Source organism: Pseudoalteromonas sp. BSi20652, from assembly GCF_000239855.1.
In the GTDB taxonomy this organism is placed as follows: domain Bacteria; phylum Pseudomonadota; class Gammaproteobacteria; order Enterobacterales; family Alteromonadaceae; genus Pseudoalteromonas.
In genome coordinates this window covers 12,326-29,305 of the sequence record NZ_BADT01000100.1, presented here as the reverse complement: position 1 = coordinate 29,305, position 16,980 = coordinate 12,326, and the positions used below count along the sequence as shown (strand labels likewise).

At 39.7% G+C, this 16,980-nt stretch carries 15 protein-coding genes; 9 read left to right on the top strand and 6 right to left on the bottom strand.

Annotated elements, in window-relative coordinates:
* Window positions 1-6 precede the first annotated feature (6 nt).
* On the bottom strand, window positions 7-666 hold the full coding sequence (pspA, locus tag P20652_RS09720; protein ID WP_002958333.1) for a phage shock protein PspA: 660 nt from the start codon (window positions 664-666) through the stop codon (window positions 7-9).
* Window positions 667-852: 186 nt separating this feature from the next.
* Here pspA and pspF point away from each other — a divergent pair, with 186 nt between their 5' ends.
* From pspF to P20652_RS09755, 7 genes are all read left to right on the top strand, one after another.
* Window positions 853-1,917 (top strand): phage shock protein operon transcriptional activator, encoded by a 1,065-nt coding sequence (gene pspF, locus P20652_RS09725; RefSeq protein WP_002958334.1) that lies wholly within the window; start codon window positions 853-855, stop codon window positions 1,915-1,917.
* A gap of 15 nt (window positions 1,918-1,932) precedes the next feature.
* Window positions 1,933-3,540 (top strand): ABC transporter substrate-binding protein, encoded by a 1,608-nt coding sequence (locus P20652_RS09730; protein ID WP_008168587.1) that lies wholly within the window; start codon window positions 1,933-1,935, stop codon window positions 3,538-3,540.
* Window positions 3,540-4,574, top strand: a complete 1,035-nt coding sequence (locus P20652_RS09735; protein WP_008168584.1) for an ABC transporter permease subunit — start codon at window positions 3,540-3,542, stop codon at window positions 4,572-4,574. The genes P20652_RS09730 and P20652_RS09735 overlap by 1 nt, the downstream gene beginning before the upstream one ends.
* Entirely contained in the window at window positions 4,561-5,454 is an 894-nt protein-coding gene (locus tag P20652_RS09740; protein ID WP_008168581.1) for an ABC transporter permease subunit, read from the top strand. Before P20652_RS09735 ends, P20652_RS09740 begins: the two co-directional genes overlap by 14 nt.
* Window positions 5,455-6,447: an oligopeptide/dipeptide ABC transporter ATP-binding protein gene (locus P20652_RS09745; protein ID WP_008168579.1), complete on the top strand. Its 993-nt coding sequence runs from the start codon at window positions 5,455-5,457 to the stop codon at window positions 6,445-6,447.
* A complete protein-coding gene (locus P20652_RS09750) occupies window positions 6,447-7,208 on the top strand; it encodes an ATP-binding cassette domain-containing protein (protein WP_008168578.1) in 762 nt (253 codons plus the stop codon). Before P20652_RS09745 ends, P20652_RS09750 begins: the two co-directional genes overlap by 1 nt.
* Window positions 7,209-7,296: 88 nt before the next feature.
* A complete protein-coding gene (locus P20652_RS09755; RefSeq protein ID WP_008168576.1) occupies window positions 7,297-7,782 on the top strand; it encodes a VOC family protein in 486 nt (161 codons plus the stop codon).
* A 108-nt stretch (window positions 7,783-7,890) separates the two neighbouring features.
* Here the strand turns inward: P20652_RS09755 and P20652_RS09760 are convergent, their stop codons facing one another.
* The 5 genes from P20652_RS09760 to prmB form a co-directional block, all read right to left on the bottom strand.
* Window positions 7,891-9,792: a SurA N-terminal domain-containing protein gene (locus P20652_RS09760; RefSeq protein ID WP_008168574.1), complete on the bottom strand. Its 1,902-nt coding sequence runs from the start codon at window positions 9,790-9,792 to the stop codon at window positions 7,891-7,893.
* Between the two features lie 171 nt (window positions 9,793-9,963).
* On the bottom strand, window positions 9,964-10,254 hold the full coding sequence (gene hupB / locus P20652_RS09765; protein WP_158307895.1) for a nucleoid-associated protein HU-beta: 291 nt from the start codon (window positions 10,252-10,254) through the stop codon (window positions 9,964-9,966).
* A gap of 192 nt (window positions 10,255-10,446) precedes the next feature.
* Window positions 10,447-12,807 carry an endopeptidase La gene (gene lon / locus P20652_RS09770; RefSeq protein ID WP_008168570.1) on the bottom strand — a complete coding sequence of 787 codons (2,361 nt, stop codon included), beginning with the start codon at window positions 12,805-12,807 and terminating at the stop codon, window positions 10,447-10,449.
* Window positions 12,808-13,210: 403 nt separating this feature from the next.
* Window positions 13,211-14,308 (bottom strand): chorismate synthase, encoded by a 1,098-nt coding sequence (aroC, locus tag P20652_RS09775; RefSeq protein WP_008168568.1) that lies wholly within the window; start codon window positions 14,306-14,308, stop codon window positions 13,211-13,213.
* A gap of 66 nt (window positions 14,309-14,374) precedes the next feature.
* Window positions 14,375-15,310, bottom strand: coding sequence for a 50S ribosomal protein L3 N(5)-glutamine methyltransferase (gene prmB, locus P20652_RS09780; RefSeq protein WP_008168566.1), 936 nt, complete (start codon window positions 15,308-15,310; stop codon window positions 14,375-14,377).
* 153 nt (window positions 15,311-15,463) lie between these two features.
* Here prmB and smrB point away from each other — a divergent pair, with 153 nt between their 5' ends.
* Complete coding sequence (gene smrB / locus P20652_RS09785) at window positions 15,464-16,021, top strand: endonuclease SmrB (protein WP_008168564.1); 558 nt, start codon at window positions 15,464-15,466, stop codon at window positions 16,019-16,021.
* A gap of 31 nt (window positions 16,022-16,052) precedes the next feature.
* Complete coding sequence (locus P20652_RS09790; protein ID WP_033017440.1) at window positions 16,053-16,979, top strand: AEC family transporter; 927 nt, start codon at window positions 16,053-16,055, stop codon at window positions 16,977-16,979.
* Window position 16,980 lies beyond the last annotated feature (1 nt).

The following is a 16,980-nucleotide window of genomic DNA, read 5'->3' as shown; positions in this document are numbered from 1 at the left end:
TATAAGTTATTTATCAGCTAGCTTCTTTTTAAGTTCGGCTAGCTCATCATCTATCTTTTCATTTTTTTGTAGATTAGCAATTTCGTCCGCTAACGTCTTTTTACCTAAATCGTAAGACTCAATTTGAGATTCTAGTCCATCAATTTTAGTTTCGTAACGTTCAAAGCGATTAAGTGCGTCCTCTACTTTTGAGCTATCAAGTGTCTTTTTCACTTCAAGGCGCGACTCAGCCGAACGTTGGCGAAGTATAATTGCCTTTTGACGAGATTTCGCATCTGCTAGCTTTTCTTGTAGTGTCGTTACTTCTTGCTGTAATTTCTCAATATGAGACTCTACATGTTCAAGTTCACTAGCGACTGAAGCAACGGCATCTGCCGACTTTTGCTTTTCAAGTAGGGCTGAACGCGCTAAATCGTCGCGGTCTTTACTTAAAGCCAGTTCGGCTTTATCTTGCCAATCGCTTACCTGTGCTTTAAGCGTATCTAAGCGGCGTACAATTTCTTTTTTCTCAGCCAATGTTTTAGCTGATGTAGAACGTACTTCAACAAGCGTGTCTTCCATTTCTTGAATAATCAGACGAACCATTTTTTCTGGGTCTTCTGCTTTATCTAAAATGGCGTTGATATTAGAATTAACAATATCTGCAAAACGTGAAAAAATTCCCATAACATTTACCTCTGTAATTAAAACTTAGTTAGTCTGCTATAACTAGTATCAATATGCTTGCCAACTTTTTAAAAGTTAAAATACACTTTATTTTCATTACGTTAAACTAAATATACAAATTTCTTTAGTTATCCCGACTTATGAAATACACTAACTGTTAGTAAAAATGACCAAGAGTTAGGAAATATGAGCCAATATCGCCAACAGGATAATTTACTCGGCCAATCAGATAGCTTTCTGTCTGTATTAGATCAGGTATCGCAACTGGCTAATTTAGATAAACCGGTACTTATTATTGGTGAACGCGGCACAGGTAAAGAGCTAATAGCAGCACGCTTACACTTTTTATCAAAGCGTTGGGATCAAAACTACGTAAAACTTAACTGTGCAGCACTTAACGAAAACTTACTCGAAAGTGAATTGTTTGGCCACGAAAGCGGTGCTTTTACGGGGGCAAGCAAACGCCACGAAGGTCGTTTTGAACGCGCTAACAGCGGCACACTGTTTTTAGATGAATTAGCTAATACCTCAGCTATGGTACAAGAAAAACTGCTGCGCGTTATAGAATACGGTGAGTTTGAACGTGTTGGCGGCAAACAAACTGTAAAAGTAGATACACGCTTAGTGTGTGCCACAAACGAAGACCTCCCTTATTTAGCTGAGCAAGGTGAATTTAGAAGTGACTTACTCGATCGCCTTGCCTTTGATGTAATTACCCTGCCGCCACTGCGCGAACGCCAAGACGATATTATGCTTCTTGCTGAGCAGTTTGCGATGAATATGGCACGCGATTTAGAGTGGGAACTGTTTAGCGGTTTTACCCGAAGCGCAACAGAAACACTGCTTAGTTATGATTGGCCTGGTAATATTCGTGAACTTAAAAATGTGGTTGAACGCAGTTTGTATCGCCACGGTAGTGAACATATCCCCGTTCACCAGATTATTTTAGACCCATTCGATAGCCCATTTAGACCAAAAGCGCGCATTAAAGCACCTATAGCGGCTCAAACTGTTAATGCCGAGCCTATTGTTGTTGCGCCGCCGATTGCTCAAGCAAGCAGTAATATCGCCGTCGATATTCAATTTCCGTGCAGCTTAAAAGAGCGCTCAAACGACTTTGAAATAAACATGATTAATAAAGCGCTCGAACATAGCCAATTTAATCAAAAGAAAACTGCAGAAGTACTTGGTTTAACGTATCATCAATTACGTGGTTATCTTAAAAAATACAACTTGTTGGATCAACAATAGTCAGAGGTTATGCGGGTGCATAAATTATTACTTGTTTTGCTTGCCACCACTTTAGTTGGTTGCCTTGATAGCAAAGAAGAAATCATAGAAGAAAAAAACCAAGGCTTAGTTTATTGCGCTGAAGCTAACCCTGTGTCGTTTAATCCGCAAGTCACGACCACCGGTTCAACTATTGATATAATTGCTAACCAATTATACGACCGTTTAATTAGCATTGACCCTGTTACGGCAGAATTTCAAAGTGAGTTAGCAACCGATTGGAAAATTAGTAAAGATGGTAAATCGGTTACCTTTACCTTGCGTAAAGATGTAAAGTTTCATACAACTTCTTATTTTACCCCATCGCGGGATTTTAACGCCGACGACGTTATATTCACCTTTAGCCGATTATTCGATGTATACAATCCATATCACTTTGTGGGCGATGCTAATTACCCATATTTTCAAAGTGTGGGGATTGATCAACTCATTCGTAAAATTGTACGCGTGTCTGACTACCAAGTACGATTTGAGTTGTTTAATCCTGAAAGTAGCTTTTTAGCTAATATGGCTACCGACTTTGCCGTGGTACTTTCAGAAGAATATGCAATGAAGTTAAAGGCAAGCGAACAAACAAACTTGTTTGATCAATACCCTGTTGGCACTGGTCCTTATATTTATAAAGAATATCGCCGCGATCACTTAGTGCGCTTTTATAAAAATCCAGTTTATTGGAAACACGAAGTAGCACTAGAGCAATTAGTTTACGACATTACACCTAATGGTACCGCACGCATTGCTAAAATGTTGACTAAAGAGTGCGATGTAACCGCTCATCCAAGCAGTGCACAGCTCAGTATTTTAGCTCAACGCGACGATATTAACATTGAAAAAGAAACAAACTTAAATGTTGGTTACTGGGCATTTAATACCGAGCGCGCTCCTTTTGACGATTTGAGAGTACGCCAAGCACTGGCGCATGCTATTGATACAGATAAAATAATGCAAGCGGTCTATTTCGGTAACGGCACACGTGCACAATCTATCTTACCACCCACTTCATGGGCATTTGAGCCGCAAGAGAACATGCCACTGTTCGACCCTGAACTTGCTAAAAAATTACTTATTGACGCTGGTTTTCCTAATGGCTTTGATATGAATATTTGGGCGATGCCTGTGAGCCGAATTTATAATCCTAACGCACGTAAAATGGCTGAGCTTATGCAAAGCGATTTACGCAAAATTGGCGTTAACGTAAGCATTGTAGAGTATGAATGGAATACGTTTATTAAACGTATCGGCGAGCACAGACACGATAGCGTACTGCTTGGTTGGGCTGCTGATACACCCGATCCTGATAACTTCTTTAGCCCACTATTAAGTTGTACCGCAACTTTTAGTGGTAAAAATCCAGCAAACTGGTGTAACCCTAAATTTGATTTATTGCTAACTCAAGCACTCGATACAACTGATCTGAATAAACGTAAAAAATATTATGAAGAAGCGCAAACACTAATTATCGACGAGCTACCATTATTACCTATTGCCCATGGTCTGCGTTTTCAAGCAAGCAGTGCTGATGTTGAAGGTATAACACTTGGCCCATTTGGCGCTATATCACTTGCCAACGCGAGGAAAAAATAATGATCTTAGATTATGTTTTACGCCGCCTTGGTTTGTTCTTTTTTATGATACTGATGCTCAGCGTATTTACGTTTTCACTGGCGTATTTATTTCCCGGTGATCCGCTAAGTAATTTAAGCGGCATACCAAGTAGTAACTTTGCACAGCATAGTGAGCTTGAAGACAAGTATTTATATAACAGCAATTACTTTATGCAATACATTGCCTTTTTAGGGCGAATATTTCAGGGTGATTGGGGGCTTTCGTTTGCCTCTGGTAACAGTGTTTTTGGCCATATTGTGGATTTGCTACCGGCTACCTTAGAGCTTAGCGTGTATGCATTGATTGTATCGGTTGTTATTGGTGTACCTACTGGCATTTTAGGCTCTGGCTATCATAAACGCTGGCCCGATAAACTTATAAATTCTACCACTATGGTGGGTTATTCAATGCCTGTATTTTGGCTCGCATTGTTATTAATAATGGTTTTTTCATTAAAGCTTGGCTGGTTTCCTATGTCAGGAAGGATGGGGCTCCTTTATGAAATTCCCGCCGATACAGGCTTTATCTTAATTGATATCGCGTTAGCGGGTTTTCCCTACAAAGGAATTGCATTTTTAGATGCACTGCATCATTTAACGCTACCTACTATTGTACTTGCCATGTATCCAACAACTGTATTGGTTCGTTTTACTCGCGAGTCGATGCTTAAAGTAATGGATCAAAACTTTATTAAAACGGCAAGAGCAAAAGGGCTTAATCGCAGGCAACTTATAATGCACCATGCACTGCGTAATGCATTACTACCGGTAATTAAGCAAATTGGTTTACAGTTTAGTACGCTAATAACACTTGCAATGATAACCGAAGTCATTTTTTCGTGGCCAGGTATTGGTCGCTGGTTAATTGACAGTATTTATCAACGCGACTTCCCCGCTATTCAAGGCGGTTTAATGGCGGTATCGTTGTTTGTTATTTTAGCCACTATTACAGCTGAGCTTATTTACACTCTATTCGACCCACTCTCGCGGAATCAAGCCCATGGCAAAGTTTAATTTATTTTCTGAAGAGTCGAATAAATCGCCACTCGCGCGATTTTGGCGAAAATTTAAAAATAATCATCCAGCATTGGTTGGTTTATGGATATTTTTAGCATTTGCGTTATTAGCCGCAACAGCGCCACTTTTAGCTCCTTATGGTGTTAACCAACAGCATAGTGATGCATTGCTTATCCCACCATCTTGGCGTGAAATGGGCGATGTCCGCTTTATTTTAGGCACCGATGATTTAGGCCGCGATGTACTTTCGCGTTTAATGAATGGTGCTACATATACGTTTGGTTTATCTGTTGTGGCCGCGCTTCTCACCACTATTATTGGTGTATTAGTGGGTACTTTTGCAGGTATTAGCCGTGGTTTACGATCAAGCTTTTTAAATCATTTACTTGATATAACGCTCTCTATTCCTTCGTTATTATTGGCAATAATAATAATCGCTATACTGGGTCCTGGTTTAATGAATACCGTGTGGGCTATTATTTTAGCGCTTTTACCACAGTTTATTCACTCAATAAGAAACCTTATTGTTGATGAATTAAATAAAGATTACATTACCGCCTTCAGGCTCGATGGCGCATCTAATTGGCATATTATATCGCGCGGTATTTTCCCTAATATTTATGAGCATATTGTGGTTATATTCACCATGGCGCTTTCGACTGCCATATTGGATATTTCTGCACTGGGGTTTTTAAAACTAGGCGCTCAGCCACCAACCACCGAGTGGGGTGCAATATTAGCCGAAAATTTAGGCCTAATTTATTTAGCGCCTTGGACGGTTGCCCTGCCCGGCGTTCTACTATTTTTAGCCGTATTATCTACAAATTTAGTAGGTGATGGTCTGCGACAAGTGCTAAAAGCACGTAAGGCTGATTGAATGCAATTACTTGATGTTCGAAACCTAACAATTGAACTTCGCACTTCAGAAACCGTTATAAGAGCGGTAGATAGAGTCAGCTTTAGCTTAAAAGAAGGTGAGGTACATGCACTTGTAGGTGAATCTGGCTCTGGCAAAAGCCTAATTGCTAAAGCCATTATTGGCGTACTAAACGAACGCTGGGATATAACAGCCGACCGTATTCATTGGCGCGGTGTAGACTTGATGCGTTTAACTCCTGATCAACGTCGTAAAATTGTAAGCCAGGATATAGCGATGATCTATCAAGACCCAAGCCGCTGCCTTGACCCGACCGCTAAAATATTTGACCAAATTGCCGAAACATTACCAGAGGTTGCTACTAAGGGTTTCTTTTTAAAGCGCAACCGCGAGCGAAAAGACAGAGTAAAAGCACTCATCCATAAAGTAGGTATTAAAAACCACGAAGCGGTACTAAGTAGCTATCCACACGAACTCTCAGAAGGCGTATGTCAAAAAGTCATGATAGCAATGGCGATTGCCAGAACCCCCAAGCTATTAATTGCTGATGAGCCAACTACAGCGCTTGAAAGCACAACGCGTGCACAAGTGTTTAGGTTATTAAAAAGCTTAAACCAACTTAAAAACATGTCCATCTTGATGATTTCTCACGAACTTGAAGAAATTGCGCATTGGTCACATGGTATTCACGTTTTATATTGTGGACAAATGGTTGAAGCAGGTCCGACCGAGCAAATATTTAAACAACCTCGCCATCCCTATACACAAGCTTTATTAAAAAGTTTGCCCGACTACGAACAAGGTTTAGCCCATAAAGAGCCTTTTTATGCTCTCAAAGGCACTATTCCAACCCTACAACACTTGCCTATTGGCTGCCGTTTAGGACCACGTTGTCCACAAGCACAAAAAGCATGTGTAATCACACCTCCCCTTACTAAGCACCACGGACATAGTTACGCATGCCATTTCCCGCTAATTAAGGACATGAAATAATGCAACCGTTATTAAAAGTACAAGCGTTATCGAAAACATTCAATGTACGAGCTGGGCTTTTTTCACGTAAAAAGTTTGAAGTACTTAAAAACATTTCATTTTGTGTGGGTAAAGGCGAAAGCATTGCAATTATTGGCGAAACCGGTTCAGGAAAAAGTACCTTAGCTAAGTTACTTTCTGGTGCTGATAGTGCTGATAGCGGGCAAATTTTACTTGAAAATAACATTATTGAAGACAAGGGTGTACGCGATAATCAATGTCGCCACATCCGTATGATTTTTCAAGATTCAGGCGCATCATTAAATCCAGGATTAACTATTGGCGAAATGCTTGATGATTGCCTGCAGTACAATACTGGTTTTGATAATACAGAGCGTGAAGAAAAAATAGCGGCTACGCTATCAAAAGTTGGTTTACTAGTGGATCACCGACACTACTACCCACATATGTTTAGTGTAGGGCAATTACAGCGTGTAGCGTTTGCTCGCGCATTAATTTTAGATCCTAAGGTGATTGTTCTTGATGAAGCTCTTTCGTCTTTAGACCCTTCTATACGCGCCCAAATAGTAAACTTGTTACTTAAACTGCAACGAGATACAGGATTAACCTATGTAATGATCACCCATCATTTAAGCTTAGTACGCCATATTAGCGATCACGTTGTTGTGCTTGATAAGGGCGAAGTAGTTGAATACGGCCCTACTGAAGAGGTTTTTCAAAATCCCCAATCAAAAGTAACGCAGCGATTATTGAGCTGCTAAGGCAGATTATAAATACCTAACTTTTTTGTAAGTTAACCGTATTTAGATGGGTCTTCTTGTTAAGTGTATTTAATTAACAAGAGATCTCATGCTTAAACAAAAGTTATTACTTAGCCTTTCCCCCTTACTCCTTCTGTCAGCTTCAGCTGTTGCTGATACACCAAAAAAGATTAAAAATTGGGTTGGTGGCGTTGATCATTTAGGGTTAACCGTATCAAACTTAGATGCATCCAAAGCATTTTTTACTGATGTACTTGGCTTTAAAACGCTAGGAAATGACCCAGACTATCCTGCTTATTTTTTATCAAACAATAAAATAACCATTACATTATGGCGCGTGAAAAACGATGCAAAACGTGTAGAGTTTAATCGAGCAGAAAATGTGGGCTTACACCATTTAGCACTCAGTGTTGAAAGTATCAAAAGGTTAAGCGAGCTACATGAACACTTAAAAATGCAAAATAATATTATTATAGAGTTTGCACCCGAAAATTTAGGTAGGGGCCCAACCCAGCATATGATGATAAGAGAGCCTAGCGGCAATCGGATTGAGTTTATTGCCAGAGGTAATTAATACCAATCCGCAATAATGCTTAATTAAGCGAATTGGTATTATACCTACTTTATTCAAGACAATAAAAAAGGCGCTTTAAAAGCGCCTTTCTTTATGAGCTAAAATTAATTACTCAACTGGTTGTGCAGTCGTTGGTAAGTTAAGCTCAGCATTTGCCTTAAGCGCTTCAATAAATACCATGTAGTTTTTATTAGCTTGCGCCATAGTAATGCTTTGTTTTGCTTGAGGATCAATGTTAGCTGCAACTTGTGCATCTGTTACCGACTTAAGCGCTACAATTGCTGCATCACCATTATTTAAATTAACGAGCTCAAATACTGCAGAGCCTGCTGGGTGAGCCATCTTAAATGCTTGAGTCACTATAGCAGGTGACACAGTGTAACTTTGACGTGTTAACTGCGCTTCTTGGCGAACCGTTAAGCTTTGCTCGTTTGCTACATCGTTTAAGCTCTTACCTGCTTGTACTTCTGCAAATAAGCTACGCGCTTTTTCTTTAGCAAGCTCAGATGATTTTTCATTAACTAAACGCGCTTTAATTTGCTCGCTTACTTCATCTAGTGGTTTAGTCGCTGCAGGTTTATGCTCGTTAATACGAACAATAATTGCATGCTCCTCACCAAGCTCAATAACTTCAGAGTTTACTTTATCTTCAAGTAAATCAACTGATGTTAGTGCTGTTACAACTGCAGGGCTGTTTAACGGCTCTGGTAGAGCATTGAGTGCTAAAAGAGGTGTAGATTTAACTTCCACTTCAGCAACTTCTGCAGCATCATCTAAGCGGTCTGAAATTTCAAATGCAAGTGCACCCATTTCAGTTTGCTTTTCGTAAAATGCATCTACTTTTTCAGCTTGTTCTAATTCAGCACGTAAGTCAGCTTTAACATCGTCATACGCTTTAACTTGTTGTGGTTGAATGTCTGTAAGTTTAATTATGTGATAACCAAACTCAGAAGCAACAACCTCAGAAATATCACCTTTGTTTTGAAGTGCGAAAGTCGCGTCTTCAAATGCAGGGTCCATTACGTCACGTTCAATCCATTCAAGATCGCCGCCCATTTCGCCACTAACGATATCGTCAGATGATGATTGTGCTAACTCAGCAAAGTCTGCACCTTGCTCTAGTTGTACATGAAGTGCATTAGCTTTCTCTTTTGCTGCATCATCGTCTTCACTGTTATCAATTAAGATATGTGATACGCGACGTTTTTCTGGCTCAACGTATTGTGCTTTGTTTTGATCGTAATACGCTTTAACGTCATCCTCGGTTACCGATTCAACATTTATATCTTGTGCTTTAAGCTCTATATAACTTACTGAGATAAGCTCTGGAGATAAAAATTGTGATGCGTTTAACTCGTAGTAATCAGATACTTCTCGCTCTGACACTTCAACGTTTATTGCAAGTGCTTCTTTGTTTACAACTAGGTAATCAATACTACGAGTTTGCTGCTGTAGAGCAATTGCGCTTTTGAGCTCGCTCTCTAGGGCAAAGTCTGTACCTGCAACAGCTGATACAACCTGACTACGTGTCATATCTTTACGTAAGTATTCACGAAAAGCATCTGGTTGAAAGTTCATTTGACGAATTACTTGCAAGTAACGATCGTTATTAAACTTTTCACCAATTTGAAAGTACGGTAGCTCTAAAATTGTTTTACGTACACTTTCGTCGCTTACGCGAAGGCCTAAATCAGCCGCTAGCTGTGATTGCAATTCTTGTTGTACTAAGCGGTCAACTACACCTTGACGAATTTGTGCCATGTAATTTGGATCAGCCGCAATTTGTGTAAAGTATTCACCAAACTGTTGCTCTAAACGACTACGTTCGTTTTGATAAGCACGGTTGAAATCGGTTTGACTAATTTTAATTCCATTTACTTCAGCAACGGGTTGTTCTGTGGTTTGACCTAGGTAACTACCGATCCCAGCTAAGGCAAAAGATAAAATCACCGCGCCTAAAATTATTTTGGCTACAGGTCCTTGCGAACCTTCTCTGATTTTCTCAAGCATTTGTTTATCTCTTTTTGATCAAGGTATTTTACCTTGTCACATGTAAAAAAAGCGTATCTTACCAGATACGCTTTTTCACTTGAAGTAACTGGCGGTAAAGTTACTTAATTCATCTGTTGTGGTGAATAAGTAACTTTACACTCGCCATAACTAATGTGTTTAAAACAGTGATTAGTTTACTGCATCTTTAAGCGCTTTACCGGCTTTAAAAGCTGGGATAGTGGCAGCAGCAATTTGAATAGTTTCACCAGTTTGCGGGTTACGGCCTGAACGTGCAGCACGCTCACGTACCGAAAAAGTACCAAAACCAACAAGTGCAACTGAGTCGCCTTCTTTTAACGCGCCAGTTACAGATTCGATGAATGAATCTAGTGCACGACCTGCAGCCGCTTTAGAAATGTCAGCATCAGCTGCGATTTGATCGATTAATTGAGATTTATTCACAATATCATCCTCTTTCATTGTTATTATCAAGAGCGATGGTTTTTTAAACTAACATCACTTTTTTTGAAATTTTAGAGCAAACTTATTATGCTCACATAATTATATTTTTCTTAAGCCTAGGCCCTGTGCGGGCTAGGCTTGAAAACCAGTGCTTAACTTATCATACCGTTTAGATTTGAAAAGCCCTAAAAAGCACTTTTTTTAAGTTTTTTACTGCTTTTTTGGTGTTTCGACTGAAAAAGTATCAACAGGATGCACCAAAGCGAGTTTTAACACCTCGTCAATCCATGTAACTGGGTGAATATCAAGACCTGCCAGCACGTTATCAGGTATCTCTTTTAAGTCACGTTCGTTAATTTTTGGAATGATTACCGTTTTAATTCCACCGCGATGCGCTGCTAATAATTTCTCTTTTAAGCCACCGATAGGAAGCACTTCGCCACGTAGCGTAATTTCACCAGTCATTGCAACATCAGCACGAACAGGATTACCCGTTAAGCTAGATACAAGACCCGTTACCATTGCAGCACCTGCACTTGGACCATCTTTTGGTGTTGCGCCCTCTGGTACGTGTACGTGAATATCACGTTTTTCATAAAAGTCACTATTAATCCGAAATGCTTCAGCTCGATTACGGACAACGGTCATTGCCGCTTGAATCGACTCTTGCATTACATCGCCCAATGAACCTGTATAAGTAAGTTTACCTTTACCTGGTACTGCTGCGCACTCAATTGTTAGTAAATCCCCACCCACTTCTGTCCATGCAAGGCCTGTAACTTGACCAATACGGTCGCCATCTTCAGCTTTACCGTAATCAAAGCGTTGAACACCCAAGAAGTCCTCAAGATTATCTTGATTGATAGTCACTGTTTTAGTGTCTTTTTCAATTAAGATATTTTTAACTGCTTTACGGCATAGTTTTGAAATTTCGCGCTCAAGATTACGCACGCCCGCCTCACGTGTGTAGTAACGAATAATACCGATGATCGCACTATCATCAATTTCAATCTCATGTTCTTTTAAGCCATTACGCTTTACTTGCTTGGTTATTAAGTGCTCTTTTGCAATATTTAACTTTTCGTCTTCGGTATAACCCGATAGGCGAATTACTTCCATACGATCCAATAATGGGCCTGGAATATTAAAACTATTTGATGTCGCAACAAACATTACATCAGATAAATCGTAATCAACTTCTAAGTAATGATCAGCAAAATGACTGTTTTGCTCAGGGTCGAGTACTTCTAATAATGCTGACGCTGGGTCGCCACGCATATCAGATGACATTTTGTCGATTTCATCTAACAAAAACAGTGGATTTTTAACGCCCACTTTAGTCATATTTTGAATTAACTTACCTGGCATTGAACCGATATATGTACGACGGTGGCCACGGATTTCAGCTTCATCACGTACGCCGCCCAGTGCCATACGCACATATTTGCGACCAGTTGAACGCGCAATAGATTGTCCAAGTGATGTTTTACCAACACCTGGTGGCCCCACTAAACATAAAATTGGGCCTTTGAGCTTATTAGTTCGCTGTTGTACCGCAAGGTACTCTAAAATACGCTCTTTTACTTTATCTAAACCATGGTGGTCACTATCTAGAATTTTTTGCGCGCCCGCTAAGTCTTTTTTCACTTTAGAGCGTTTTTTCCAAGGCACATTAATTAACGTATCTATGTATGAACGCACTACAGTCGCTTCAGCTGACATTGGCGACATCATTTTAAGCTTATTAAGCTCTGTGGTTGCTTTTTCTTGTGCTTCTGTTGGCATGCCCGATTCTTCAATGCGCTTTTTAAGTGCTTCAAATTCATCAGGTACATCATCAAGCTCACCGAGTTCTTTTTGAATGGCTTTCATTTGCTCGTTGAGGTAATACTCGCGCTGAGACTTTTCCATCTGCTTTTTAACGCGCGTACGGATTTTTTTCTCAACTTGCAATAGATCTATTTCGCCTTCCATCAATGCCATTAAATATTCAAGACGCTCTGTAACACTTGAAATTTCTAACACTTTTTGTTTTTCAGGTACTTTTAATGGCATGTGCGCAGCCATTGTATCGGCAAGGCGCGCAGGCTCATCAATTCCAGACACTGACGTTAATACTTCAGGTGGGATTTTTTTATTTAGTTTTACATAACCTTCAAACTGACTAATAGCGCTACGGATGAATACATCTTGCTCTTGCTCATCAATTAAATCAGATTCAATAAACTGAGCATTAGCTACAAAGAAGTCATCATTATCTACAAACTCTTCAATTTGAGCACGTTGCGTACCCTCAACTAATACCTTTACTGTACCGTCTGGTAATTTTAATAACTGAAGTACCGTAGCAATAGTGCCAATACGATAAATATCATCTTGTTCTGGTTCATCTACAGTTGCATCTTTTTGTGCAACCAAGAAAATTTGTTTGTCTTTGTCCATTGCCGCTTCTAGGCATTTTATTGATTTTTCACGGCCTACAAAAAGCGGGATCACCATGTGCGGGTATACCACTACATCGCGCAGTGCTAGGACTGGGATTTCAACTCGGTCGGTTCTCTCAAGCGTCATTATAGTTTCTCTTCGCACTTCATTTATTTTAAACATTACTCAAGTATATGGGGATAACCTAATTAAAGTTCAACAATTTTCCCTTACTCTATTAAATTAATTATAAAAACAGAGTCTGAAGCTCCTTAAACTATTGAAAAAGCGCTAGACCTTTTACCTAAAAATATCACAAAAGAGTAATTTCATTATATTTAAAGAAGGCTCTCACTTTACAATATAGATTAGAAATAACCGTGAATAACTAACTTCTTCAGCCAATCCATTTTAGTGTGCGTTATTTGTTTAGGCATAGAAATTGTAACCGCAGCCTTTGAGAAATAAAAAAACCCCGCATGAAAATACGAGGTTTATCATAAATACAAAATGAGTTAAACGCACTGTGGATTAACGTATCTATAAGTATTTAAATAGAGCCTTTTATTGGGCCGTGTTCATGGTTTACATGTGGATTTTGACCGCGCTGACGAAGTAAATGATCCATTAATGTAATAGCCATCATCGCCTCTGCAATCGGGATTGCACGAATACCTACACATGGATCATGACGACCTTTTGTGATCATCTCTACCGCTTCGTTGCTTGTATTAATACTGTTACCTGGAATAGTAATGCTCGACGTTGGCTTTAGCGCGATAGAAGCAATAATATCTTGCCCTGTCGAAATACCTGCAAGTACGCCACCCGCATGGTTTGATGTAAATCCTTCAGGAGTTAGTTCATCGCGATGTTCTGAGCCTTTTTGCTCAACCACATCAAATCCATCGCCAATTTCAACACCTTTTACAGCATTAATACTCATTAATGAGTGTGCAAGCTCAGCGTCAAGTCTGTCAAATACTGGCTCACCCAATCCTACAGGTACATTACTTGCCACTACTTTTACTTTAGCGCCCACTGAATCACCTTGCTTTTTAAGGTCTCGCATATATTCGTCAAGCGCTTCTAGCTTGCTTGCATCAGGGAAAAAGAATAAGTTATTTTCAACTTCATCCCAGTCAAATGTTTCCGCCTTAATAGGACCAAGTTGACTTAAGCATGCTTTAACTTCAATACCATGAAATTGCTTTAAGTATTTTTTAGCGATAGCGCCCGCCGCCACACGAATTGCGGTTTCGCGTGCAGATGAACGTCCTCCACCGCGATAATCGCGTAGACCGTATTTATGCCAATACGTGTAATCACCATGACCTGGACGAAATACATCTTTAATTTTGCCGTAGTCTTGTGAACGCTGATCGGTGTTTTCAATCAACAAACCAATGCTAGTACCGGTTGTTTTACCTTCAAAAACGCCTGCTAATATTTTTATTTGATCGCCTTCTCGACGCTGCGTTGTATAACGGCTTTGCCCTGGTTTACGACGATCTAAATCAATTTGTAAGTCGGCCTCTGTTATTTCAAGACCTGCGGGAGTTCCATCAACAACGCCGCCTAATGCAACGCCGTGGCTCTCGCCAAAGGTGGACACTTTAAATAACTGCCCTATGCTATTACCTGCCATTAACTTTCCTCATTCCTAATGACTACCAATAGCCAAGCACTTGGCTTGGCTATTCATTATTTTTACTTATTTTGTAAAATACTCATCTAACTGCTTTTTACTAATTACAAATACACCTAAGCCGCCTTGCTCAAATTCAACCCACTCAAATGGCGCGCCTGGGTAAAGTGCATCCATGTGTACCATAGAATTCCCCACCTCTACAAATAACAAACCGTTATCGGTTAAATGCTCACTTGCTTCACTTAAAATGGTACGTGTTACATCTAAGCCGTCATGACCTGATGCAAGCCCAAGTTCTGGCTCATGGTGAAACTCGCGAGGTAAATCAGCCATATCCTCTGCATCAACATAAGGAGGGTTTGCCACTATAAGGTCGTACTTTTGGCCAGGTACACCACTAAATACATCTGATTGAATAGGCAGTACTCGTTCGCTTAGCATGTAATCGCTAATGTTTATATCTGCTACTTCAAGTGCTTCATACGATATATCTACCGCATCAACTTGTGCTTGCTCGAATGCTTGTGCAAGCGCTATTGCAATGCAACCTGAGCCTGTACATAAATCTAAAATACGGTTAACTGATTCAGGCTCCTCTAACCACGGTGTAAAACGGTTAGTTATAAGCTCAGCAAACGGGGAGCGAGGGATAAGTACGCGCTCATCCACATAAAACGGCATACCAGCAAACCAGGCTATGTTTGTTAAATAAGGTACTGGCGTGCAGTCGTTAATACGTTCGGCAATAAGACCTGATAGCAGGTTTTTTTCTGTGCTTGTTAAACGCGCATGCATTAATTCTTTTGGTGCATCAACAGGTAAACTAAGCGCAGGAAGGAGCAAACTTACCGCTTCATCCCATGCGTTATCAGTACCATGTCCAAAAAATATACCACTACTTGCAAATTGGCTTGTAGTCCAACGTAACCAGTCATGTAAAGTTGACAGTTCTGCAACGGCTTCTTCGAGTGTTGCTTCTTCTATTTGTAAATCGTTCATATATTTTTACCTGTAGTAGCTTACTGACTGTTTTGAGTCTTTGAGACGATTGCATTGCCTATCTGCGCTGGGCAAATTACAATTGCCCCTCATTTAAGTATTGTACCGCCTTTTGCGCTGCGTTTTTACGTTTTTTTGTTTAGGTATAAAGTTATGAAAAAAAACAATTCACCACATTCGTCCCTAACCAATGACGATATAAGCTTATTTCGTCAAACGATCACAGGCGCTAAAGTATTTAAACAAGATACTCATCGTTTTGATACAAAACCTAAGGTGTCACAAGCTAAGCAATTTGCCCAGCAAAAAAAGCAGGCACAGTCTGAATTTTTTTTCTCAGACGTTTATATTCCCGATATAGACACCCACGGAACGATTAAATATGTAAAACCAGGGCAAGATAGTTTTTTAGCCAAACAGCTTCGTCGTGGTGACTTCGCCCCCGATTTAACGCTTGATCTACATGGTTTAAATAAAGAACTAGCTAAAGATGAACTCGCAGGGCTAATTCATGAATGTAAAAAGCAGCATTATTATTGTGCGTGTGTAGTACATGGTATTGGGGGCGGCATACTAAAACACAAAGTACCACAGTATTTAGTGCAACACCCCGATGTAATAGCAATGCACCAAGCGCCACTTGAATATGGTGGTAGAGGCGCTGTTCTTATTTTGATCAACTTACCACAAAGCGATGAATTTAGACGCTAATTTAACCTATTACTAGGATGTAACTACGTGCATATTTTTTCTAATTATTTTTCCACTCATTTTTATTGTTGCGCTTGGTTATAGCTGCTGCAGGTTGAAATTTTTTGAACAACAACACATTGCAGGCCTGAGTAAGTTTACTTTTTATATTAGTTTACCTGCTTTTTTATTGTTAAATATGTCGCAAATTAACTTGCAGCAAAGCATTAGCCTATTTGCATTTTTAAGCTTTTACATACCTGTACTGACTGTGTTTGGTATTGGTATTTTAATTGACCGCTTTTATTTAAATAAAAAACATTTAAAAAATTACCAGCAACACAGTGTATTCGGTCTTGCTTCTAGCTATTCCAACATGGTGCTTGTGGGTATTCCTATCGTTATTGCGTCATTAGGAAAAGAAATGATTGCAATTGCGTTTATGATCATTACATTTCATAGCACATTGTTATTTGCACTTACATTTTTAATCGGCGCTAAAGGCAGTATCGATAAGTTTTCGTGGTCGCATTTTGGAAAAAGCATGGTATTAAACCCCATAGTACTGAGCATTGGCTGTGGGCTTATACTAAACATATCAGGAGTAACGCTGCTCACTGACTTAGCAAATAGTTTAGAGCTATTAGCTAAACCCGCAATTGCCTGTGCGCTGTTTGTTCTTGGTGCAAATTTAGCGTTTTATAAAATAGCTGCAAATTGGCAACCAGCCTTAATTGCCTCTTTTTTAAAAATAACTTTATTACCGGCATTAGTGCTATTGGTAGGTACTTATGTCTTTAAACTAGACACGCAAATACTTAACGTATTGGTACTTTTAAGTGCGTCTCCTGTTGGTGTAAATGCCTACCTTATTGCGAGTCAAATAAAGCAACATGAAGCAACATTAGCGGGTGCTGTGGTGTTGTCTACTATCTTAAGTGTCATTAGTTTTACGTTTTGGCTAGCTGTATTACTTTAGC